This is a genomic window from Rhodococcus sp. no. 34 (assembly GCF_054589475.1).
The window spans coordinates 97,921-119,902 of record NZ_BAAILK010000035.1 but is presented as its reverse complement, the minus strand read 5'-3'; the positions used below and the strand labels follow the sequence as shown (position 1 = coordinate 119,902).

The 21,982-nt window shown below is 63.4% G+C and carries 24 protein-coding genes; 15 read left to right on the top strand and 9 right to left on the bottom strand.

What is annotated here, in order from left to right:
* On the bottom strand, positions 1–423 hold a 423-nt coding region (locus ACYP01_RS13660), incomplete at its 3' end, for an SDR family oxidoreductase (protein WP_459680552.1).
* A gap of 72 nt (positions 424–495) precedes the next feature.
* On the opposite strand from ACYP01_RS13660, the gene ACYP01_RS13655 reads away from it, so the two are divergent.
* Complete coding sequence (locus tag ACYP01_RS13655) at positions 496–1,035, top strand: MarR family winged helix-turn-helix transcriptional regulator (protein WP_283376011.1); 540 nt, start codon at positions 496–498, stop codon at positions 1,033–1,035.
* Here ACYP01_RS13655 and ACYP01_RS13650 read toward each other — a convergent pair whose 3' ends face one another.
* From ACYP01_RS13650 to pcaH, 6 genes are read right to left on the bottom strand one after another with little or no spacing between them, the layout of a single operon-like run.
* Positions 1,036–2,247 carry an acetyl-CoA C-acetyltransferase gene (locus tag ACYP01_RS13650; RefSeq protein ID WP_459680550.1) on the bottom strand — a complete coding sequence of 404 codons (1,212 nt, stop codon included), beginning with the start codon at positions 2,245–2,247 and terminating at the stop codon, positions 1,036–1,038. It lies immediately after the preceding gene.
* Positions 2,248–2,271: 24 nt separating this feature from the next.
* Positions 2,272–3,096 (bottom strand): IclR family transcriptional regulator domain-containing protein, encoded by an 825-nt coding sequence (locus ACYP01_RS13645; RefSeq protein WP_459680547.1) that lies wholly within the window; start codon positions 3,094–3,096, stop codon positions 2,272–2,274.
* Positions 3,093–4,274 (bottom strand): bifunctional 3-oxoadipate enol-lactonase/4-carboxymuconolactone decarboxylase PcaDC, encoded by a 1,182-nt coding sequence (pcaDC, locus tag ACYP01_RS13640; RefSeq protein ID WP_459680545.1) that lies wholly within the window; start codon positions 4,272–4,274, stop codon positions 3,093–3,095. The genes ACYP01_RS13645 and pcaDC overlap by 4 nt, the downstream gene beginning before the upstream one ends.
* Positions 4,271–5,599: a 3-carboxy-cis,cis-muconate cycloisomerase gene (pcaB, locus tag ACYP01_RS13635; RefSeq protein ID WP_459680543.1), complete on the bottom strand. Its 1,329-nt coding sequence runs from the start codon at positions 5,597–5,599 to the stop codon at positions 4,271–4,273. The genes pcaDC and pcaB overlap by 4 nt, the downstream gene beginning before the upstream one ends.
* An 11-nt stretch (positions 5,600–5,610) precedes the next feature.
* Entirely contained in the window at positions 5,611–6,252 is a 642-nt protein-coding gene (pcaG, locus tag ACYP01_RS13630) for a protocatechuate 3,4-dioxygenase subunit alpha (protein ID WP_459680542.1), read from the bottom strand.
* Complete coding sequence (gene pcaH / locus ACYP01_RS13625) at positions 6,245–6,964, bottom strand: protocatechuate 3,4-dioxygenase subunit beta (protein ID WP_007730015.1); 720 nt, start codon at positions 6,962–6,964, stop codon at positions 6,245–6,247. Before pcaH ends, pcaG begins: the two co-directional genes overlap by 8 nt.
* A 171-nt stretch (positions 6,965–7,135) precedes the next feature.
* On the opposite strand from pcaH, the gene ACYP01_RS13620 reads away from it, so the two are divergent.
* Positions 7,136–7,882 carry a CoA transferase subunit A gene (locus tag ACYP01_RS13620; protein WP_007730016.1) on the top strand — a complete coding sequence of 249 codons (747 nt, stop codon included), beginning with the start codon at positions 7,136–7,138 and terminating at the stop codon, positions 7,880–7,882.
* Entirely contained in the window at positions 7,879–8,526 is a 648-nt protein-coding gene (locus tag ACYP01_RS13615; RefSeq protein WP_007730017.1) for a CoA transferase subunit B, read from the top strand. The genes ACYP01_RS13620 and ACYP01_RS13615 overlap by 4 nt, the downstream gene beginning before the upstream one ends.
* Before the next feature lie 63 nt (positions 8,527–8,589).
* On the opposite strand, the gene ACYP01_RS13610 is transcribed toward ACYP01_RS13615, so the two are convergent.
* Positions 8,590–9,468 (bottom strand): AraC family transcriptional regulator, encoded by an 879-nt coding sequence (locus tag ACYP01_RS13610; RefSeq protein WP_459680537.1) that lies wholly within the window; start codon positions 9,466–9,468, stop codon positions 8,590–8,592.
* A 154-nt stretch (positions 9,469–9,622) separates the two neighbouring features.
* Here ACYP01_RS13610 and ACYP01_RS13605 point away from each other — a divergent pair, with 154 nt between their 5' ends.
* The 4 genes from ACYP01_RS13605 to ACYP01_RS13590 all read left to right on the top strand — a co-directional run bounded on the left by ACYP01_RS13605 (position 9,623) and on the right by ACYP01_RS13590 (position 13,724).
* Entirely contained in the window at positions 9,623–10,195 is a 573-nt protein-coding gene (locus tag ACYP01_RS13605) for a peroxidase-related enzyme (RefSeq protein WP_003940498.1), read from the top strand.
* A 133-nt stretch (positions 10,196–10,328) separates the two neighbouring features.
* Positions 10,329–12,026, top strand: a complete 1,698-nt coding sequence (locus tag ACYP01_RS13600) for a hypothetical protein (RefSeq protein WP_459680534.1) — start codon at positions 10,329–10,331, stop codon at positions 12,024–12,026.
* Positions 11,998–12,615, top strand: a complete 618-nt coding sequence (locus tag ACYP01_RS13595; protein WP_046379369.1) for a sortase domain-containing protein — start codon at positions 11,998–12,000, stop codon at positions 12,613–12,615. The genes ACYP01_RS13600 and ACYP01_RS13595 overlap by 29 nt, the downstream gene beginning before the upstream one ends.
* Positions 12,616–12,641: 26 nt before the next feature.
* Positions 12,642–13,724, top strand: a complete 1,083-nt coding sequence (locus ACYP01_RS13590) for a M20/M25/M40 family metallo-hydrolase (RefSeq protein WP_322001291.1) — start codon at positions 12,642–12,644, stop codon at positions 13,722–13,724.
* Here ACYP01_RS13590 and ACYP01_RS13585 read toward each other — a convergent pair.
* The gene (locus ACYP01_RS13585) at positions 13,685–14,710 is read right to left on the bottom strand and encodes a LacI family DNA-binding transcriptional regulator (RefSeq protein WP_042446970.1); all 1,026 of its coding nucleotides are present in this window, start codon (positions 14,708–14,710) and stop codon (positions 13,685–13,687) included. The genes ACYP01_RS13590 and ACYP01_RS13585 overlap by 40 nt on opposite strands.
* 234 nt (positions 14,711–14,944) lie before the next feature.
* Between ACYP01_RS13585 and ACYP01_RS13580 the strand changes: the two genes are divergently transcribed.
* From ACYP01_RS13580 to ACYP01_RS13545, 8 genes are read left to right on the top strand one after another with little or no spacing between them, the layout of a single operon-like run.
* The gene (locus tag ACYP01_RS13580) at positions 14,945–15,787 is read left to right on the top strand and encodes a BtpA/SgcQ family protein (protein WP_003940276.1); all 843 of its coding nucleotides are present in this window, start codon (positions 14,945–14,947) and stop codon (positions 15,785–15,787) included.
* 2 nt (positions 15,788–15,789) lie between these two features.
* Positions 15,790–16,689, top strand: a complete 900-nt coding sequence (locus ACYP01_RS13575) for a PfkB family carbohydrate kinase (RefSeq protein ID WP_042924967.1) — start codon at positions 15,790–15,792, stop codon at positions 16,687–16,689.
* Complete coding sequence (locus ACYP01_RS13570) at positions 16,686–17,693, top strand: substrate-binding domain-containing protein (protein ID WP_019745494.1); 1,008 nt, start codon at positions 16,686–16,688, stop codon at positions 17,691–17,693. The genes ACYP01_RS13575 and ACYP01_RS13570 overlap by 4 nt, the downstream gene beginning before the upstream one ends.
* A gap of 2 nt (positions 17,694–17,695) precedes the next feature.
* Positions 17,696–18,466: an ATP-binding cassette domain-containing protein gene (locus ACYP01_RS13565; RefSeq protein WP_003939830.1), complete on the top strand. Its 771-nt coding sequence runs from the start codon at positions 17,696–17,698 to the stop codon at positions 18,464–18,466.
* A complete protein-coding gene (locus ACYP01_RS13560) occupies positions 18,463–19,506 on the top strand; it encodes an ABC transporter permease (RefSeq protein WP_459680529.1) in 1,044 nt (347 codons plus the stop codon). The genes ACYP01_RS13565 and ACYP01_RS13560 overlap by 4 nt, the downstream gene beginning before the upstream one ends.
* Positions 19,503–20,552 carry a phosphotriesterase family protein gene (locus ACYP01_RS13555; protein WP_039973132.1) on the top strand — a complete coding sequence of 350 codons (1,050 nt, stop codon included), beginning with the start codon at positions 19,503–19,505 and terminating at the stop codon, positions 20,550–20,552. The genes ACYP01_RS13560 and ACYP01_RS13555 overlap by 4 nt, the downstream gene beginning before the upstream one ends.
* On the top strand, positions 20,545–21,297 hold the full coding sequence (locus tag ACYP01_RS13550; RefSeq protein ID WP_054828143.1) for a glutamine amidotransferase: 753 nt from the start codon (positions 20,545–20,547) through the stop codon (positions 21,295–21,297). The genes ACYP01_RS13555 and ACYP01_RS13550 overlap by 8 nt, the downstream gene beginning before the upstream one ends.
* Positions 21,294–21,920 carry a TenA family protein gene (locus ACYP01_RS13545; RefSeq protein ID WP_064073898.1) on the top strand — a complete coding sequence of 209 codons (627 nt, stop codon included), beginning with the start codon at positions 21,294–21,296 and terminating at the stop codon, positions 21,918–21,920. Before ACYP01_RS13550 ends, ACYP01_RS13545 begins: the two co-directional genes overlap by 4 nt.
* Positions 21,921–21,982: the final 62 nt, after the last annotated feature.

Here is a 21,982-nt window from a genome sequence, read left to right as displayed (position 1 = left end):
TCCCTTGTCGGCGGCAATCGATCCGATGGTGATGACGGCACCGCCACTGGGGATTCGATCTCGAACTGCTGCTGTGGTCAACACTGCCGAGATCAGATTGGAGTCCAGATTGGCCCGCCACCCGGCGGCCAGGGATTCCAGATCTGACGGCGCTTCACGATCGAAGTCCGTGTTACCGCCGGCGCAGTGCGCCACGACGTCGATGGTTCCCGGAAGCGAATCCTGCAGCCGCTTCAGGTCTTTCGGGTCGGAGTTGTCACACGTCAAGGCGTGAACATTATCGCCCAACTCCTCCGCGGTCTTTTCGAGTGGTTCCGTGCGTCGGCCGGTGACAAAAACGGTGTCTCCGTCCCGGGCGAACGCCGCTGCAACTGCGCGCCCGATCCCTGTTCCGCCGCCGGTTACCAGAACTGTGCGTGTCATGCCTACCTCCGTGAGCTACGTTTAGACCTATACGAAGAACGTATCATTTAGAGCTAAACGAGGTGTGCAGTGGTGGGCGACTACAACCCGGACGACGCGGTGGACGCGGTTGCCTTGGCATGGCTTCGCGAAAGGCCGGGCACGCCCGTGGAGGGTATCGGCATCGTCACCAGGCTGTGGATGTGCGCCAAGCTGCTCGGTGAGGATCGCCGACGGGTACTCGCCTCGGCCGGTGCGGACACAGCCACGCTGGACCTACTCAGTGTCCTGCGGCGATCCGGCGAGCCGTATCAGTTGACGACTCGCCAGATCACCGAGCAGACCGGAGTCACGGCCGGTGCGATCTCGCAGCGACTCGCGCGCGCGGAGAACGCGGGTCTGGTGGAGAGGTCCTCCGCCGCGCAAGGGTCACGAATAGTGCTCGTGACCCTCACTGCCGCCGGTCACGAGCTGGTGGAGCAATTGGTGGACCGAGTTCTCGGCCGTGAAGCCGAACTGACGTCGATTCTCACCGAGCAGCAGCAGGCCGAACTCACCGACCTGCTGCGTGTCTTTCTCGACGGCCTACGCGGCGAACTCGGTGACTCCGGCGTCGCGCACGTCGGGGCTTGATCAGGACAGGCGCTCGAAGACCGCAGCCAGGCCCTGCCCGCCGCCGATGCACATCGTCTCGAGGCCGTAACGCGCTTCGCGACGGCCCATCTCGCGCAACAGGGTGGCCAGGATTCGTCCACCCGTGGCACCGACCGGATGTCCGAGGGAGATGCCGGAGCCGTTGGGGTTGATGCGTGGGTCGTCGGCCTCGAGATTCCAGCTCTGCAGGACTGCAAGTGCTTGTGCCGCAAAGGCTTCGTTGAGTTCGATGACGTCCATGTCCGCCAGGGTCAATCCGAGGCGGCCGAGTGCCTTCTCCGACGCCGGTACGGGGCCGATGCCCATGGTGCGCGGCGGAACGCCCGCAACGCTCCAACTCGCGAGGCGTGCGAGCGGTCGTAGTCCGAGGGTACGAGCTTTGTCGGAGGTGGTGACGATCGCCAGTGCTGCGCCGTCGTTCTGGCCGCTGGCATTACCTGCAGTCACGGTGGAGTCGGGGTCGATCTTTGCGCGCATGGGACGAAGGCGCGCAAGCGATTCCATCGAGGTGTCGGCGCGTGGATGCTCGTCGGTGTCGACGAGCAGGGCCTCGCCCTTGCGCTGCGGAACGGATACCGGAACGATTTCTTCGGCGAAGACGCCGTTCTTCTGTGCTGCGACGGCACGCTGATGGGACTGAACCGCGAGTGCATCTTGATCCTCGCGGCTGATGGAGAACTCGGCGCGCAGGTTCTCTGCCGTTTCGATCATTCCGCCGGGAACCGGGAAGTCACGTCCGCCGGCTGTGACGCGGGCGCGCGCGAGACGATCGCTGAGCGCAACTCCTTCACCCTTGACGCCCCAACGCATTCCGGTTGCGTAGAACTCGGCCTGGCTCATCGACTCGGCACCGCCCGCGAGGACCAGGTCACTGCCACCGGACTGAACCTGCATGACGGCCTGGATGACTGCCTGTAATCCCGACCCGCACCGGCGATCCACCTGCATGCCGGGAACATCGATGCCCAGACCCGCGTTGAGCGCCGCGATGCGTCCGATCGCCGGAGCCTCACCGTTCGGCGAAGCCTGGCCGAGAATGACGTCGTCGATCTCCGCGCCGGAAATGCCGGTACGCGTGACGAGTTCGGTGATCAGCGTCGAGGCGAGATCTTCCGGGGCTACGTCACGGAAGACACCGCCGAAGCGGCCGACAGGGGTACGGAGCGGTTCACAGATGACAACGTCAGGCATTGGTTCTTCCTTGGGTCTGCTCGGTCAGCGGGTCGCTGCCGAGTGATTGTTGGACGACTGAGTACGTCCGAGATCGACGGAGATTGCGTCTGCGGTGGCGACTGCGGCCGGAACCAGTTCACCGCGAACAGCTTCGGCGCTGTAGCGGGCAGCCTGGGTGGAGATGTTGACGGCCGCGACCACGTCACCGGTTGCGTCCCGGATGGGTGCGGCAAGAGAGCGCAGACCCTCTTCGAGTTCTTGATCGACAATCGCGAACCCGTCGGCGCGAATCTTCTCGAGTTCGGCACGCAGTCTGTCGGCGGTGGAGATGGTCTTGCCGGTCAGGCGGGCGAAGGACACTCGGGCGAGGTAGGCGTCCAGTGCGTCGTCCGGCAAGCCGGCGAGCAGAACTCGACCCATGGATGTGGCGTACGCGGGAAAGCGCGTGCCGATGGTGATGGACACCGTCATGATGCGGCTGACCGGAACACGAGCCACGTACACGACCTCGTCACCGTCGAGGATCGACACGGACGTGGATTCACGGACCTTGGCGGACAAGGCTTCCAGATGCGGCCCGGCGATCTCGGGAAGGGACAGACTGGAGAGGTAGCTGTAGCCGAGTTCGAGGACACGGGGCGTCAACCAGAACACCGAACCGTCAGTACGTACGTATTCGAGTTCGACGAGCGTGAGTAGGAAGCGGCGAGCAGTCGCACGCGTGAGATCGGTGTGCCGGGCAACCTCGCTGAGGGTGCGACGCGGGTGCTCACCATCGAAAGCCTTGATGACGGAAAGCCCACGGGCCAGCGACTGCACGTAGTCCGGGGACGGTCCCGGCGCTTGCTCGCTGCTGTGCTCACTCATGTTGTCTCGTTCTCCTCAGGTTCGGCCGAGAGGTCCGCGAGTGCTTGCTTTCCCAGCGCAAAAGCCAAGTTGCTGTTCGGCACACCCGCATAGACCGCGGTATGGAGAAATACTTCCACGAGTTCGTCGGGATCGATCCCGGCGCGCAGCGCAGCGCGAATGTGCATGTCGAGTTCATGTTCGTTGCCGACGGCAGTGAGGATCGCGAGAGTGAGGAGCCTGCGGGTGTGGTGATCGAGGCCGGGGCGCGACCAGATGTCACCCCACGCCGTGCGAGTGATGAAGTCCTGGAAAGGGGCGGTGAACTCGGTGGCACCGGCAATGGAACGGTCGACGTGGGCGTCGCCGAGCACCTGGCGTCGTACGGTCATGCCGGCCGACACCGCGGCGCTACGTTGGGCGAGCGCAGATGTGTGCGAGGCAATATGCGTTGCAAGTAGTTTGGTGACGCGCCCGGCTTGTTCGACGTTGGCGAGGTGTGCGCCGGGATCAACCACGTGCAGTACCGCATCGGCGATACCGTCGGCGATCGCGCTCAACGTCGCCGGAGGTGTCGACGGATCCTCCTCGCCTGCGACGAGGAGCGTCGGAGCGACGATGCGGGCCAGGTCGGCGCGGCCGTCCCACGTCGAAAGCGCCTCGCAGCAGGCGGCATAGCCCTCGTCGGGTGTGGCTTCGACCATCGCGACGTGACGGGCGACAAGCTCCGGATCATTCTCGGCCAGTCCCGGCGTGAACCAGCGTCCGACGACGGCGGCCGCGATGGACGCGATACCGTCCGCACGGACAGCCCGAGCACGATCGATCCACGGCTGAGCCGGGGCGAACTGCGAGGACGTGCACATCAAGGTCAACGTCTCGACGCGAGTGGGGTGGTGTGCGGCGATCCACTGGCTGACAGCGCCGCCGAGGGAGAGCCCGACGAGATGTACGGACTCGAGTTCGAGCGAATCGAGGAGAGCGATGACATCGCCGGCGAGATCGGCAATTAAGTAGGGGCCCGCAGGCACCGGTGACTTGCCGTGGCCGCGATGGTCGACGGCGATGACGCGGTAGCGATTCGACAGCGCGTGAATCTGCGGCTGCCACATGGACAGATCGGATCCGAGTGAACCCAGGAGAACCACTGCCGGGGCATCGAGATTGCCGGTCTGCTGAAAGTTGAGCGCGACGCTCATCGAGATCCTCCTGTGGGGCGTTCGGCGAGGGCGCGGTCGACCAGATCGGTGGCGTGGCCCAGATAGTGTGCGGGGTCGAGTAGTTCGGCGATCTCGGTTTCGCTCAGGTGCTCTGCGATGGCGGGATCACGATCCAATCTGGTTCCGGAAGTGGCTGCCGCGGTGACGATGTCGCGCGCTCGATCAGTGTGTGCGGACAGGGCCTTGGTGACACGCTCGGCGAGAATCAGGCCACCGGTGATGTCGAGATTGCGAGCCATCGACTCGGTGTGTACTTGCAGGCCGGTGAGGCTCACGGAAAGCTGGTGCGCCGCTCCGCCTGCCAGACGCAGGAGATCGGTGACGGTTTCCCACTCGGCGTGCCAGGGGCCTGCGGCGCGAGCGAATTCGTGATCCATGTTCGACAGGGCTGTGGCCACCAGCGCGGGAGCACGTCGCGCTGCCGCGCGGGCGGTGATCGCGGCAACCGGATTCTGCTTGTGCGGCATGGCCGATGAGCCGCCCGGAGCGCTCTCGGCAACCTCGGACAGTTCGGTGGACGCCATGACGGTGATGTCGGTGGCGGGCTTGGAAACGGCGCCGGCGACGATACCGAGTGTGGTCGCGAGTTCTGCGATGGTCACGCGGTCGGTGTGCCAGGGAGCAACCTGCCTGGCCAGGCCGAGTTCGTCTGCCAGTGCATCGGCGATCCTGAGCCCGTCGGGATACAACGCAGCGAGTGTTCCTGCGGCTCCGCCGAATTGAACCGGCAACGTGGACAGCACGATCTCGAGGCGAATCGCTGCGGCGTCGAGTGCGGTGAACCAACTCGATGCCAGTAGCCCGAAGGTGGTCGGAAGTGCTTGTTGTCCCAGGGTTCTCGCGACCATAGGAGTAGAGCGATGGAGGCGGGCGAGGTGGGCGGCGGAATCGGCGGCGCGCGTCAGGTCGGCAAGAACGACCGCGCCCGCGCGTCGCGTCAACAGCATGAGAGCACAGTCCATGATGTCCTGGCTGGTGGCTCCCGGATGCACCACGGAGGCAGGCACACCTTCCTGTCCGACCCTTTCGCGCAGCATCTTCACCAGCGGAATGACGGGATTTCCGCCGGCGGCCGACGCGCGGCCGAGCGCCACGATGTCCAGACCGCCCGGTTGTGAGAGTTCGGCCGCGGCAGCAGCCACCGCGGCGCAGTGTTCCCCGTCCGCCAATCCGACTGTGGCCATCGCACAACTCAGCGCGGCTTCCACGTCGAGCAACGCGGTGACCCACGCCTGGTCGGACAGGTGTTCCGCTACTCGGGTGGCCCCGAACACCGGATCGAACAGTGCGCCGCGAGTGGGCATGTGTACTCCTCTTACAGTTCGAAGAAGGGCGTCTCGACGCCGTTCGCGTCCTCGTCCTGAACATAGACCGTCCAGGAGTACCCACCGTCGACCTTGGTTGCAACCAGCTTCGCGCGTTCGGTTTCGCTCAGTGAGGACAGCACCGGATCTGTTGCGTGTGCGTCGGTGTCCTCGGGGAAGTACAAGCGGGTGACCAGGCGGTCGAGCATGCCGCGAGCGAAGACCGACACGTTCACGTGTGGGGCCTCGTTCGCATCCGTTTCAGTGGGCTGCGCACCGGGCTTGACAGTGTGGACCAGTGCAGTGCCCGTGGGATCCGCTGCGCTGCGGGCGAATCCGCGAAAACCAGCCGGAGTGAGCTCCACTGCGCCACGGGGATCGTCCGGATGGTTGAAGCGTCCGAGCGTATCGGCCTGCCATGTTTCGATCATCGCGTCCGCGACGGGTGTGCGGGCGCCGTCGATCACCGTGATGGCCAGCGTGATTCGTCCGGGGGTATCGCTCGGGGCAGCGTCGGGGCCGTCCGTCCAGGGGAGGCCGATGTGCCAGTACGGCCCGACGGTCTGAGAGGGCGTGACACCGAAGGGGGCAGTGGTGAAGTCGCCGGGGACGACCGGATAAGTGGGTGCGGGGTTCGCGGTGTGATCAGTCATCGTGGTCTTCCTCGTTCTCGAATACGGAGGCATTACGGCCGCGCAGGACGATGTCGAAGCGGAACCCGAGAGCCCAGTTGGGGACCGTGGCGTCGTAGTCGAAGACGCTGACCATGCGGTGACGTGCTGCTTCGGGTACCGCGTTGTAGATCGGGTCCTGGAAGAACATCGGATCGTCGGGGAAGTACATCTGCGTCACGAGGCGCTGCGTGAATGCCGTGCCGAACAGCGAGAAATGGATGTGTGCCGGTCGCCAGGCATTGTCGTGGTTCATCCACGGGTAGGCGCCCGGCTTGATCGTGGTGAAGCTGTAGTGGCCGTTCGCGTCGGTGACGCAGCGACCCAGGCCGTTGAAGAACGGATCCAGCGGCGCGGGCCAGTTGTCGCCGGTGTGGCGGTAGCGTCCACCGGCGTTGGCCTGCCACACCTCGAGCAGTGTGTGGGGGACGGGTTTTCCGTCGCCGTCGAGTACGCGGCCGTGAACGACGATGCGCTGTCCCTGTGCTTCGCCGCCGTTGGCAATGGTCAGGTCGTTTTCGCCGGCGCCGACGCGATCTTCGCCGAATACCGGCCCGGTGAGCTCCGTGAGCCGCTGGGGGAGCAGCTTCAGCGGCTGCTTCGGGTGGCGAAGGGAAGTCGTCTTGTAGTCCGCGAAATCGGCCGGGGCGTTGACGCCAGTCGGCCGCTGGTACCTCGGCGGTAGATGCAGCATAGGGAACCTCGTCGTTCGGTTACGTGAAGTTGTTCGCAATGTGTACATGTGTTGCGCTCTGCGAACAGAATAGTTCGTAGATGTGACCCAGGCAATGCCGGGGGCGAAAAATGTTCGTTATGCGGACGGGGGTTCACAATACGTACGGGTCGCGCTACTGTGATCGACATGATGGACAAAGTCATTCCCACTGCTGCCGAGGCCGTCGCCGACGTGCCGGACGGCGTCACGATCGCTGTCGGAGGTTTCGGGCTCGTCGGAGTGCCGGAAATCCTCATCGATGCGCTCCTCGAGCAGGGCGCGACATCACTCGAAACGGTGAGCAACAACTGCGGCACCGACGGGTTCGGGCTCGGAGTGCTTCTGGAGAAGGGGCGTATCCGTCGTACTGTCAGCTCGTACGTCGGCTCCAACAAGGAGTTCGCGCGTCAGTACCTTTCCGGTGAGCTGGAAGTCGAACTCACGCCGCAGGGCACGCTCGCCGAGCGCATGCGCGCCGGGGGAGCGGGCATCCCCGCGTTCTTCACCCCGGCCGGCGTCGGCACCCAGGTCGCCGACGGCGGCCTGCCACTGCGTTACGACGGTAACGGCGGCATCGCAGTTGCCAGTCCGCCCAAGGAAACTCGTGACTTCGACGGCGTCACCTACGTGATGGAGCGCGGCATCGTCGCCGACTATGCACTGGTCCATGCCTGGAAAGGTGACCGGCACGGCAACCTCGTCTACCGCGCGAGTACCCAGAACTTCAATCCGGCTGCAGCAACGTCGGGGCGCATCACCATTGCGCAGGTCGAGCACCTCGTAGAGCCGGGTGAGCTCGACCCCGCCGAGATCCACACGCCGGGCATTCACGTTCAGCGTGTTGTCCACGTCGGCCCCGTGACGGTCGGCATCGAGAATCGGACGGTACGAGCATGACTTCTGTACTACCCACCAAACTCACCCGCGAAGAGATGGCGGCCCGCGTCGCGCGCGAACTCGAGGACGGGCAGTACGTGAACCTCGGCATCGGTATGCCGACGCTGGTTCCGAACTACCTCCCGACCGATATCACCGTTGTATTGCACTCGGAGAACGGCGTTCTGGGCGTGGGGCCGTACCCGACCGAGGACGAACTCGATCCCGAGCTGATCAATGCGGGCAAGGAGACCATCACCGTTCTCCCCGGTGCGTCGTTCTTCGACTCCTCAGCGTCGTTCGGCATGATCCGCGGCGGCCAGGTCGACGTTGCCGTGCTCGGTGCCATGCAGGTCAGTGCCACCGGAGACCTCGCGAACTGGATGATCCCCGGCCACATGGTCAAAGGCATGGGCGGCGCGATGGATCTGGTCCACGGCGCAAAGCGCGTCATCGTGATGATGGAGCACGTCTCGAAGAAGGGTGAGCACAAGATCGTCGAGGAGTGCTCGCTTCCGCTGACCGGTAAGGGCTGCGTCCAGCGAATCATCACCGACATGGCCGTGATCGACGTGACTGACGACGGTCTCCGCCTGGTGGAGACGGCGCCGGGCATCAGCGTCGAGGACGTGGTTGCTGCTACCGGAGCGAAACTGATTCTTTGACAGTCTGTTTCATCTGATGGCTCAGCCGCCGGGTCGTGACTTCCATCCGACCTGGCGGCTGTTTTACGCCCCGACGTCGTTCAGCTCGCTCTCGACCGGAATCCAGAGCTCGAACCGTGCGACGGTGAAATCGTCGTTGTATTCGGTACGCATGATCTCGGGACCAGGTACGGAGCGAAAAGGGTTGGCAGGGAACCATTCCGTGTAGATATCTCGCCACAAATACTGCACAGATTCGATTTCCGACCCGTCGGCGGTGAAGACGGCCCACGTGTGTGCGTCGACCGTCAGCACATCGAAACCCGTGGGTGAAGGTTTGCCGGTGACCACTCCCAGGTAGTAATCCAGTTCTGTGCCTTCGGTTCTGGGATGCGCCAAATTGTCGACGACACTGACGATTCCCGCCGGGTCCTGATCGGAGAGCTCGCGCAACCCTCGCAACGCAACCTTGTCCACGGAGCGGGTGAAATCTTCGATCGCAGAATTGGGACCTTCGTGAACCAATGGAACCCGGGTCTTGAACCCGACTACCGTCAGGGCAGGTTTGTCCACAAGCATGTAGTCCATCGGTGTGGCTCCTTCCAGTGTCACGTGAATGACAAGTTTCTGTTGGGATTTGAGAACGGCGGGAGCGCGTGTGACCGCGCCGGGGCTCACGCCGTGAAATGCGGTGAACGCTTGTGTGAAGGCCTCCGCGGACGAGTAGCCGTACTTCACGGCGGTCTCCAACACTCCTGATCTGCTGACGGACAACTCGGCACCAGCCAGGGTGAGTCGACGTCGACGGATGTATTCGGATACGGGAATGCCGGCCAGGGCCGAGAACATCCTCCGAAAGTGATACTCCGAGGTGGTTGCCAGCCTTGCCATCTCGGCTGTCTCGATCTCGCCGCTCAGATTGCTTTCGATGTAGTCGAGCGCGCGGTTCAGTCCGTCGATCATCGTGTCTTCCTGTTCACGGGTTTCACGCTACGCAGATCACTTGGGCCGTACCCGACTATCCGTGCCCGAAAAAGTAGGGCAGGAAATGCATCTGGACAACTCAGTTAATCATCATTATCTTGAATCGAACATCGATGGTTGACCAGGAGGCACAGTGAGCACCCGTTTTCCGCAGGCTGAATTGACCGAGGTGCCCGAGGACATCGCCGCCAAGATTCTCGAGATCCAGGAGAAGTCGGGGTTCGTGCCCAACGTCTTCCTGATGTTCGCTCGGCGCCCAGCCGAGTTCCGGGCATTCTTCGCATACCACGACGCGATCATGCTCAAGGAAGATTCCGCACTCACCAAGGGTGATCGAGAAATGATCGTCACCACGATCTCTGCGGCCAACAAATGTACGTACTGCGTTGTCGCGCACGGCGCAATTCTGCGTATCTACGAGAAGAAGCCGTTGGTTGCCGACCAGGTTGCGGTCAACTATCGCACCGCAGAGATCTCCGATCGTCAGCGCGCGATGCTCGACTTCGCCACCAAGGTGAACTCCGCCTCACACGAAATCGCCGACGCCGACTTCGACGCCCTCCGTGTGCACGGCTTCGGCGACGAGGACGCGTGGGACATCGCCGCGATCACTGCATTCTTCGGGCTCAGCAATCGCATGGCGAGTTTCTCCGGCATGCTGCCCAATCCGGAGTTCTACCTGATGGGGCGCGTTCCGCGGTCCTGATTCCTGCGGGTAGAGCAGCAGCTCTCAATTTTTCGGACCGACCGGTCGTAACGTCTGGAAGTCAGCCGACGAAGTAAAGGCTGTCCACGCCGGAATTGCCGTCTTCGTAAAGAAGGCCGAAAGGTTGAGCGCTATGTCGGAGAAGTCCATCGCCCATTCTCGGAGGGTCCGCTCTGCGGCCGCCGGTGCCGTACTAGCTCTCGGATTGGCGGTGGGCGGCACGGGAATTGCATCGGCAGAGCCGGAAACCGTGTGTACCCCGAGCGCTGATCCGCTGGTGACCTGCGCCGAGGAAGAGGCAGCTGCCACCACCGACGCCGACGCGGCGACGAGCACCGAGACCACGCCGGAGAAGGTTGAAGCCGGGGTCGCGGGCACGGGCAGTGCCGAAACCGCTGGTACGGACGCTGCAGCACTGGCGGAAGCCGAAGCAAAAGCCAAGGCAGCTGCCGACGCGGCAGCGAAGGCCGCCGAAGCAGCCGCGACGGCAGGGGTCGACTCGTCCGCAGCGACAGACACTTCGGTGAAGGCGACCGAGGCAATGACCCAGGCGAGCGTCGAGGCAACCAAGGCGGCGGTCGAATCGACCAAGGCCAAGGCGGAGGCCGGGGCCGCGGAACAGTCTGCCAAGGAAGCCGAAGAGGCAGCCAAGGTTGCGGAGTCCGCGGCGGCCGATGCGAAAGAGGTAGCAAAAACAGCTCAGGCAGAAGCCGACGCGGCCGCGGCCAAGGCTGCTGAACTCGAGGAGGCTGCGAAGGCCGCCGGTTCGGGGCCCAAGACCGAAGAGGCAGCAAAGGCGCGCGCCGAGGCTAATGCTCTGCAGGCCAAGGCCGATGAGGCGAAGGCTGCCGCGGATGCAAACGCCAAACTGGTAGCGGACAAGAACAAGGAAGCCGAGGAAGCCTTCAAGAACTGGGATTTCGCGAAGGCAGCCGTCGCTAAGGCTCAGGCGTTGGCCGCAGCTTGGAATGCCAAGCAGCTCGCGATCACCGTCAAGGAAACTCAGAAGGTGGCCTCCGCCGCCGAAACCACCGCCAAGGCAGCCGAGTCCGCAGCCGCCACCGAGGTAGAAGCTGCCACCGCCGCCCGTAAGGCTGCTGATGAAGCGGCAGCTACCGCAGCTTCCGCACAGAAGGACGCTGCCGCTGCACAGAAGGCCGCGGAGACGGCGCAGGCCGAGGCCGATGCTGCAGGGGAGGCGGCCACCGACAAGCGAGCAATCGCCGACGAAAAGGCTGCCGAAGCCGCCAAGAAGGCCGAAGCTGCCGAAGCAGCGAGTAAGAAGGCGCAGGATCTCTACCTGGCCGCCGAAGACGCGAAGGCGGCGGCCGACGCCGCAGCAACAAAGGCAAAGGAAGCTCAGGCCGCCGCAGCCGCAGCAAAGGCCGAAGCGGATGCAGCGCAGAAGATCGTCGACGAGCTCAAGGCAAAGGGCGAGAAGGAGATCGACACCGGAACAGGCGTCGGCGGTGAAGTGATCATCGGTGAGCACACCGACGACGGCTCCGGGGTCACGAAGGTCGACGAGACCACCGCTGTAGTGAACAAGACCGGCGTCAAGCTGGTCGGCTACTACAACAACAAGGGAGCCTTCGACGTCGTCGACTACTACGTCACCGATGCCGACGGCGATCCGGCGCTCGCCGGAAGCCTGCCCCCGGTCGACCTTGCTCTCGGTGACACCGCAAGCAGCAGCACCAGCGGTAGCAGCAACTCCAACCTGCCGGCTGTATTGATCGGCGTCGGAGTCGTCGGCGCTGCCGCCGCAGCAGCTACGACGGTGGTTGTTCGTCGCAAGCGTCATGACGGCCCGGGCAACACGTCTGCGTAGCGCCGGCCTCTCGGCGGTAGCGATCCTCGCCCTCCTCGCATCCGGATGTTCGGGCGAGAATGCGGGATCGCTACCTGACCGCTCGCCGGTGCAGTCGCATATCGCGGCTGCACCGGCTTCGGTGACCGTCGATCCGGCAGAACCCGAGAGGATCGAGTTGAGGTCTGCGTCCGGGGTCACGTACCTGAGCAGTCCGTTGCACTCGGAGAAACTGATGCGCGGCGGCGAGAGTGGGCAGCAACTGAATCCCGTCGACGAACTGCCGGTGTGGTGGGGTGAAAGCGGAATGCCGGGAACGTCGACCACACAAACAGTTGTCGTGGTCGGCCACAACTACACCACTCGCGAAGCACCGTTCCGGGCGCTCCGGGTAGTGGAGCCGGGCGATCGAATTCTCCTGGGTACACCGAACGGCACACTCGAGTACGACGTCGAAACAGTCGGGCCGCTGCACAAAGGTTCGCTGCTGGGCGCTCACGAGTTGCGCGAATCGGTTCCGGGACGGCTGATCCTCGCCAATTGTGATGTCGTCGAAGGAGAGTCGACCGACGACAATTACGTTGTCATCGCCCAGCTGGCAGCGCGCTGAATCCGTGGCAGTGCAAGAATAGGTACATGGATTCCCTCGGACTTCTCTCGGAACTGGTAGCTCTCGACACGGTCTCGGGGGAGGCCGCTCCTCAACGGCGGGCGATGGATTCGATTGTCTCGTTGGTTCTCTCACGTGCGCCACAGGCGAAGGTGGAGTCAGACCTGACCGGCAATCATCCCTGGGCCTTGATCACCAACGAAGCTGCACCCTCGGCAGCCAGACTACTGTTCGCCTGCCACGTGGACACGGTGCCGGTGGGCACTGTCTCCGACTGGGAGTTCGACCCGTACGCCGCACAGGTCGACGGCGAATTGTTCCTCGGCAGAGGGACATCGGATATGAAGGCCGGCCTTGTTGCCGCTACTGCCGCGGTTGCCGACGCTTTCGAACGTGGAGTCCCGGTCGCACTACTGCTGACGAGCGACGAGGAAATCGGATCGCTCGGGGCCGTTCGTTCGGCCGACGCCGTGGCGAATCTCGAGGTCGGGGCTGTCATCGTTCCCGAGGCGACCGGCAATCGCATCAACCTGGGGCACCGCGGTGCACTGTGGCTCGAAGTGTCCGTCAAAGGAAAAGCCGCGCACGGGAGTACGCCGCAGCGAGGAACTAACGCCGTCCTCAAACTGCTTGACGTCGTCGACCGAGCCCGGCGTGAGCTTCCGCTGTCGTCCGACGCGTTTCTGGGTGCCGAAACCTGGAACCTCGGCTTGGTCGGCGGGGGTTCGGCTCCGAACATCGTGCCGGACAGTGCACGTGCGGTGATCGATCACCGCACGGTGGGAGACGGCGCCGACCTGCTCGCGTGGTGGCGAGCCCAACCAGAAGTCGACTCGGTGGAGACGTCGATTCATCTGGGAGGTGTGCGTACCGACGCGTCGGACCCGTGGTTGGCCACCCTGCCTATCCCTGTTGCAACCGAACCGGTTTCGTACTTCACCGATGCTTCGGTACTGGCCGCCGCCGCCCCTGGTGCTCCCGTCGTGATCTGGGGCCCTGGCACTCCCTCGCTGATGCATGCGGCCAACGAAAGCGTCAAGGTCTCCGAACTGGACGATGCGATCGCTGCTTACGGTGCGGTTGCCGCCGCTTGGCCGACGGTGGACTGACGGACAATCAGTTCAGGAGCAAGCGCGATGTGGGCTGTCGACTCGGAAGAGTTGTTCATCGCCTGATCCAGAAGTCGCACAGCTTCTTCCGCGATTCTTTCCTGCGGCTGGCCGACGGTGGTCAACGGCGGGTTGCACAATTCAGAGAACGGGATGTTGTCGAAACCGGTGACTAGAACGTCGCCGGGAACGTCGATGCCCAATGCGTGACAGGTCTGCAACACGCCGAGTGCGATCAAGTCGTCGGCGCAGACCAGGGCGTCGGGGCGAGTTTTGCCGGTCAGGATGATGTTGGATGCCGTGCGCCCCCACTCGATCGAGTACTCGCCGAGTTGTGTCCACTCGTCACGAGTTTCGATGCCCATTCGATCCGCGTGGCGGAAGAAGCCGGCCCGGCGAAGTTCTGTTGACGAATTGGTCAGCTCGGAACTGATGAAGGCGGCTGATTGCGCGCCACGCTCCGACAGATGCTCCATCACCAGGGATTGAGCGGCGTCGTCGTCGACGCCGACCCAGTCCGTCTGGGTATCCATTGCAAACCGGTCCAGTTGAACGACCGGAAGCGTTGCCGCGCTGGCTCGGACGGCTTCGGCACTCAGTTCGCCGTGGCACGGGCTGATGATGATTCCGTCCACTTGCCGGGAGACGAGCGACTTGAGCCGCTGCGCTTCCACGTCGGGATCGGAACGAGAATCGCACAGGAACAGTTGTAGGCCGCGCCGAGCGAGGACGTGTTCGACGTTGACCACCAGCGAAGTGAAGAAGGGGTTCGCGATACTCGGAACCACCATTCCGACAGTGTCCGTCCGATTACGACGCAGTGAGCTGGCGATGATGTTTCCCGAGTATCCGAGAGAGTCCGCGGCTCGTTTGATTGTCGCTGCAAGCTCGTCCGAGACAGGGCGGGATCCGGACAGTGCCCGCGACACGGTGGCAGTCGAGACCCCCGCCAGTTCCGCGACATCGCGAATGGTCGCCTTGCGCATGCGTCCCCCGTTTTCTGCTCGATTCGGGTCCGAGGTTATCGAACCGCACGGTCCAGTGTCCCGCATGTAACGCGATTGAGGCAATCGTTTACAAATTCGAATTGTGAAATCCTTGACACAACCCGGTGTTGATCGCATAACCTGCTAATTCATCAAGGCAATCGATTACATCGTGTGCAGATCTTGTGCATGGACATACAGCGCAAATCTTGCGCATGGAATGGGGTAGCTGAAGTGACCGCATCACCGCTCGGAGTCTTTCCGCCCAAGCCCTCGGCGCTGGCAGAGATGTTCACCGGCACGCCATCTCTCATCGGGGCCATTCACCTCCCGGCCCTGCCGGGCAGCCCGCACTACACCGGGCAGCCGGTTTCGGAAATTGCTCGCTTCGCCGTCGAGGAAGCACACGCGTATGTCGACAACGGTTTCGACGGTGTGATCGTCGAAAATCACTGGGACATACCGTTCCTCAAGCCCGGCGAACACGGATACGAAACCGCCGCCAGCATGGGAGTCATCACGGCAGCGGTGGTCGGCGAGTTCGGCAAGGCCGTCGGCGTCAGCATCCTGTCCAACGCCGGCGAGTGCGGAGTGGCCGCAGCGTGGGCGGCAGGCGCGAGTTTTGTGCGCGTCAATCAGTGGGCAAATGCCTACATTGCCAATGAGGGCTTCATCGAGGGTCAGGCGGCCAAGACGACGCGCTTCCGCCATCGCATCGGCGCCGACCCGGTCCGGATCTTCGCTGACGTGCACGTCAAACACGGTGCGCATGCCATTGTCGCGGACCGCACTGTCGCGGAACAGACCGAAGACGCCGAGTTCTTCGACGCAGATGTTCTGATCGCGACGGGTTCGCGCACCGGTGACGCCGCTTCGGTCGACGAGGTTTCCGTGATCCGAGACAACACCGTTCTTCCCGTGATCATCGGCTCCGGCATCACGGCTGCCAATGTCGCAGCGCTGATGAAGGAATGCGACGGCGCGATAGTTGCATCCTCGGTGAAGGACAATGGACGCTGGTGGGGACGGGTCGCAGGCGAGAAGGTCCGCGAACTGTCCCGGGCCGCAGGAAAGTAACCATGATTGTCTTTTGTGGATACGCCAACAACGATGTGACGGTACATGTCCCACACGTACCGGTACTCGGTGAGCGCGTTCAGGCAACGGCCATCAGTCAGATCGACGGTGGGATGAATGCAAATGCTGCGGTATCCGCGGCCAGAATGGGCGCGCAAGTGATCTTTGCCGGTGCCGTGGGCCCGGACGCGCGGTCCACCGAGTTTCTCGAATCCCTCGAGGCAGACGGCGTCGACACCAGTTGGTCGCCGCGAGATGCGTTCCTGTCGACGGCAGTTGTTCTCATCGCGCAGGACGGCGATCGCTCCATCATCAGCCAGGACGACCCGAACGATGCCGAACGCATCGGAGTTGTCGTCACCCGATTGGCCGCTGCCGGCGGTGGACGACTGTTCCTCGACGGATACCGTGCGGTCTTCCTCCCGGATGAATTACCGGGAAGCGTAAGTCTGGTAATCGATCTGGACGGTTGTGAAAACAAAGCCGCGGCACTGCGCGCGTTCGCTCTGGCCGACCACGTCGTCGTAGGGCGTGCCCTGTGGGAAGGCGAGTTCGGGATCGGTTTCGACCAGTGGCAGACTCTGGCCGCCGAGCACCACACCCACCTGCTGGTGACCGACGGCTCGCGAGGTTGGACACTGGCCACACCGGACGGCGAGGTGACGAGCGAACCGGCAGTAGTGGTCGACGTCGTCGATGCAGTCGGGGCCGGTGATTGCTTCGGCGGTACGTACATCGCTTTTGTCGACGCCGGGCGCTCACCGGTGGACGCCGCACGACTCGCCGGGGCATCGGCTGCATTGGCTTGCGCCACCGCAGGCCCCCGCGGATGCCCCACCCGAGATGAATTGGACAGCTTCACAGCAACATTGACCCCTCACACCCTTTTGGAGACTCGATGATGAAACGTGCATTGCCTCTGGCGCTGGGAGCTGCAGTCGCGCTCACGCTCACCGCTTGTGACTCGGCTTCGTCGAGTGACTCGAAGGACGCATCGGGGGGCTCGTCCATCCCGCAGCCGACCCGGGTCGCCGAAAGCTGTGACGGGACGAACGGCAAGCTCAAGGTCGGTCTGGTGACCATCAACCTCCAGGCGCTGTACTTCAACCAGATCAACAATGCCGCGAAGAACGTCGCGGACAAGGCAGGCGTCGACCTGCAGATCATCAGCGGCAACGACGATTCCGTCGCGCAGGCCAACGCCTTCGACAATCTGATCGCCGCCGGAGTCGACGCGATCATCGTCGATGCAATCGACACGGACGGAATCAAGCCGTCGGTGGTCAAGGCCAAGAACGCGGGCATCCCCGTCGTCGCGGTGGACGCGACCATCGACGATCCGGCACTGTCGACTCAGGTCGGTACGGCCAACGCCGAGGGCGGTGCCAAGATCGGAAACACCTTGGCCGACGTCGCGAACAACACCGGAACGGTCGGTATCGTCGGCGCGCTCAACAGCACTGTTCAGTTGGAGCGGCAGAAGGGCTTCACGGAGACCGTGACCGGCCGCGGAATGACCGTCGGCACTGTCGTGGACGGACGTAACATTCAGGAGAACGCACAGACCGCAGCGGAGAACCTGCTGACCGGCGGTGGCGACATGAAGTACGTCTACGCAACCGGTGAGCCGGCACTGATCGGTCTCGTCGCGGCGGTCAACAGTCAGAAGGCGCAGGATCGCATCGAAGCAGTCGGTTGGGATCTTTCGGATCAGGCGGTAGGCGGACTCAAAGCCGGTTGGCTTAAAGGCGTGGTCCAGCAGAACACCTTCGAATTCGGCCATGAGGCAATGAATTCGGCAATCGACCTGGCTTGCGGACGCGGCGCTCCGGCAAACATCCCGGTTCCCACCCAGATCGTGACCCCGGAGAACGTGGCCGACTACATGTACTACTTGGAGAAGTAATCATGGCACCTCCACTGATCGAACTCTCGGGCATCACCAAGTCGTACGGACCGGTGAAGTCCCTTCAAGGAGTGGACCTTCGGCTGGCGAAGGGTGAAGTACTCGGAGTGGTCGGCGACAACGGCGCCGGTAAGTCCACTCTGATGAAGATTCTCGCCGGTGCGGTTCAGCACGACGGCGGCGAAATGCGCGTCAACGGTGAACCAGTGCGCTTTTCGACGCCTCTCGACGCGCAGCAGAAGAAGATCGGAATCGTCTACCAGGATCTGGCTCTGTGCGACACGCTGGACGTCGCCAGCAACCTGTTCCTCGGCAGAGAACCGCGAAAAGGCCCCTTCCTCGACCGGCATGCCATGCACGAGAAGGCGGCTCACATTCTTGCCGACCTGCATGTCAAGGTGAAGTCGACCTACCAGGAGATCGGGCAACTGTCCGGCGGACAGCGGCAAACCGTCGCGATCGCCCGCGCAGTCTCCTTCCGCCCAGACGTACTGATCCTCGACGAGCCCACCGCAGCGCTAGCCGTCGCCGAGGTCGAGTCGGTGCTCAAGCTGATCACGGACGTCGCAGCGGCCGGCGTGGGCGTCATTCTCGTGACACACCGCCTGCAGGACCTGTTCCGCGTGTGTGACCGAATCACGGTCATGTACGAGGGGCAGAGTGTCGACGACGTTCCGATCGGCGACCTCAACATCGAGTCCCTCGTCGGACTTATCACTCGAACTCCGGTGCCGCAACGGACATCGGCAGCAACACAGGGAGCCACGGCATGACCACTCTCGAGAAGACTCAGGCGCCGATCGAGCGCAAGCTCGCCGCGAAACCCTCCTTGTGGGACAGCGTCAACAAGCCCACACTCGCGATGCTGGCGGTGACAGTTGCCGTCGCAGCCGTCTTCTCGGCGACCACGTCGTCGTTCCTGACATTTACGAACCTGTCGAACCTGGCAACCCAGATCGCTCCGGTTCTGATCATCGCGGTGGCGATGACTTTCGTGATCACGGCAGGTCAGATCGACCTGTCCGTCGGTGCGATCGTCGCGTTCGTCGCGGCGATGAGTGCCGAGCTTATCCAGGCCGGCGTCGATTCGTCCCTGGTCTTCGTCGCCGCCCCGGTGATGGGTGCGGCCTGGGGCCTGGTCAACGGATGGCTCGCTGCCTATCAGGGTATTCCGCCGTTCATCGTGACCCTGGCGACGATGTCCGTCATTCGCGGTATCGCGCTGTATCGGACCGAAGGATTCTCCGTTCCGGTTCCGGCCGACACTTACTTCGCGAAGCTCGGAACTGCTGAGTTCCTCGGGTTCTCCGCCAGCGCCTGGATTGCTCTCGTCGTCGTGGTCATCGGAGCAATTGCGCTCAACCGCATGCGCTTCGGGCGCTACGTCACCGGTATCGGTTCCAACGTCGAATCCGTACGACGGTCCGGTGTCGACACGCGTCGTGTGCTCATGATGACGCTCGTCTTCACCGGCCTGGCTGCCGGCATCGCGGGACTGCTGATCGCGGCTCGACTGGGCTCGGGTTCGGCCAACTCCGCAACGGGATTCGAGCTCACCGTGATCACCGCGGTGGTTCTCGGTGGCACCAATCTCTTCGGCGGTCGCGGCACCGTGATCGGTACCGTCATCGGCGCCGTCCTGACCGGAATCATCGCCAACGGACTGACCCTGCTCGGCGTGAGCCCGTTCTTGACACCGATCATCACCGGTGTCGTTCTGCTACTGGCCATCTGGATCAACATGCGGGGACACACCCTGAGCGCGCTGTGGCGACACCTGCAGTCCGCACCCTCGGGGCCTGCACGCTCATGAGCAAGGTTCGTACCGTCACGGGAACTGTGGACAGCTCGGAACTCGGACTGGTTCTCCCACACGAACATCTGCACAACGACGTCACCGGTGCGTACACCGAGGCCCCGGATCCGGTTGTGGCACAGCGGTTGGCCGGTCCGGTACGCGCCGAGGATGCCTGGCTTCTTCACGACAATCCGTATTACAGTCTCGACAATTGTCGAGTCGACGACGGATCGGCCGTGGTGGAAGACCTTGCGGACTTCGCCCGCCTCGGTGGTCGGACGATCGTCGATCTGACACCGCCGGGACTGGGCCGGGCACCGGAGAAGCTGGCGGAGTTCTCGCGAAAGTCAGACGTGCGAGTGATCATGGGTTCAGGGTGGTACCTCGAGACGACCCATCCGGTCGAGGTCCACGAACTCGGTGTCGACGATCTGGCAGGTTCGCTCGTCGAGGAGTTCGATCCGGCAAAGGAATTGGCTCCTGGCGTGATCGGGGAGATCGGAGTCTCCCCGCTCTTCACTCAGAACGAGGCGAAAGCGTTGCGGGCGGCATGCATCGCCCAGCGCGAGGTGGACGTGCCCCTGTTCGTCCACCTTCCGGGCTGGCAGCGCGTGGGACATCACGTCGTCGACATCGTGGTCGACGAGATGGGCGTCGATCCGCAAGCAGTGGTCCTGTGCCACATGGACCCGTCCGGACACGACGCCGACTACCAACGATCGCTCGCCGACCGCGGTGTCTTTCTCGAGTTCGACATGATCGGGATGCCTTTCGATTTCCCCGGCGAGGGTCTTTCTCCGCATCCGGCGGAAACAGCCACTGCGGTAGCCGGATTGGTCACCTCCGGTCACGCATCACAGCTCCTGCTCAGTCACGACCTCTTCCTCAAATCAATGCTCAGAAAGCACGGCGGAAACGGATTCTCCTACGTACCACTCGCCTTCGCCGCCCGATTGGTGCGCGCAGGCGTAGATCCCCAGCAAGTGTCCGCATTGATGCGAGACAACCCGAGGTCGCTCTTCGAGCAGGCCGCGAAAGGAAACAGAAGCAGTCATGGGTAAACGAGTACTGATCGCCGGCGAGAGCTGGATGACGACGTCGACGCACGTCAAGGGCGTCGACGAGTTCAGTGTCCATTCCTACGTCGAGGGAGTCGGCCCGCTTCGGGATGCGCTCACCTCACGTGGCCACGACGTGACACACATGCCCGCACACCTGGTGCCGACGCAGTTCCCCGGTACCGCAGAAGCACTGTCGCAGTTCGACGTCGTCGTTCTCTCCGACATCGGAGCGAACTCGCTGCAGCTGGCTCCCGGCGTGTTCGACCAGTTCCGCGCCGGCGAGGATCGCCTTGTCGCGCTTCGTGACTGGGTGAACGCCGGCGGCTCACTGATGATGATCGGTGGTTACCTCTCGTTCTCCGGATTCCAGGCGCGAGCAGCTTTCCGCCAGACCGCGATCGCCGAGGTACTGCCCGTGACGATGCTGGCCGAGGACGATCGCGTCGAGACACCGGCTGGGATCGTTCCCACCGTCGTCGATGCTGCTCACCCGGCTCTCGGTAATGCCGGCGATTCCTGGCCCGCGCTCCTGGGATACAACCGCGTCGTCGCAAAGGACGGTGCCGTGGTTCCCGCCACCATCAACGGCGATCCGCTTGTCGCTGCCGGTGAATACGGCGCCGGACGGTCGATCGTCTTCACCTCGGACTGCTCGCCGCACTGGGCTCCGCCGGAGTTCTGTGAGCAGTGGCCCGGATACACCGACCTGTTCGACGGCTTGATCAGTTGGGTCGCCGGCGAATGAGTCGCTCCTCAGACCTGCTCGCGCGGCAGCAGAGTAATCTCGCTGCCGCGCGGGCGGTTCCATTCATCGAGGACACCATCGGCGGGACGTTGAGTGATGAGGGATTCCGCCGGTACCTCGTGATCGAAGAGGCATTTGTACTGACGGCCGTCAAGGTGTTGGGGTTGGTGGTCGCCGAATCCCCGACGCTCGACGACGCGCTCGACCACGTGACGTCGATGTCGAACCTGGTGGGCGAGCAGCGCGAGTATTTCGCGCAGTTGCGTTCCCGCTTCCCGTACGAGGGTGACGCAGCGGCGCTGGTCGAGGAGTCGGCCGTGCTGTCCACGCACGCCTTGGCCCTCGCTCGCGAAGAGGGCAGGGCGGCGGCGCTGGTGGGCATGTACGCCGCGGAAACCCTGTATCTGTCGTGGTGCCGGGAGGCGGCGGCAGTGAAGGTAGATCGCGAACCAGCGTTGCAGGACTGGGTGGACATGCATGTCGCTCCGCCGTTCGTGTCTCAGGTGGCGGTGCTGGCGTGCGAGGTGGACGCCATGCCGAAGTCCGTGAGCGACGAGGACCTGGATCGGTGGTTCTCGGGCATGCTGGCCGCAGAGATCGATTTTCACAACGTGGTGGTGTGAGGTACTGCTGTGCGCCTTTATTAACCCCCGGCGGTTAATAAAGGCGCACAGCAAAAGGCCCG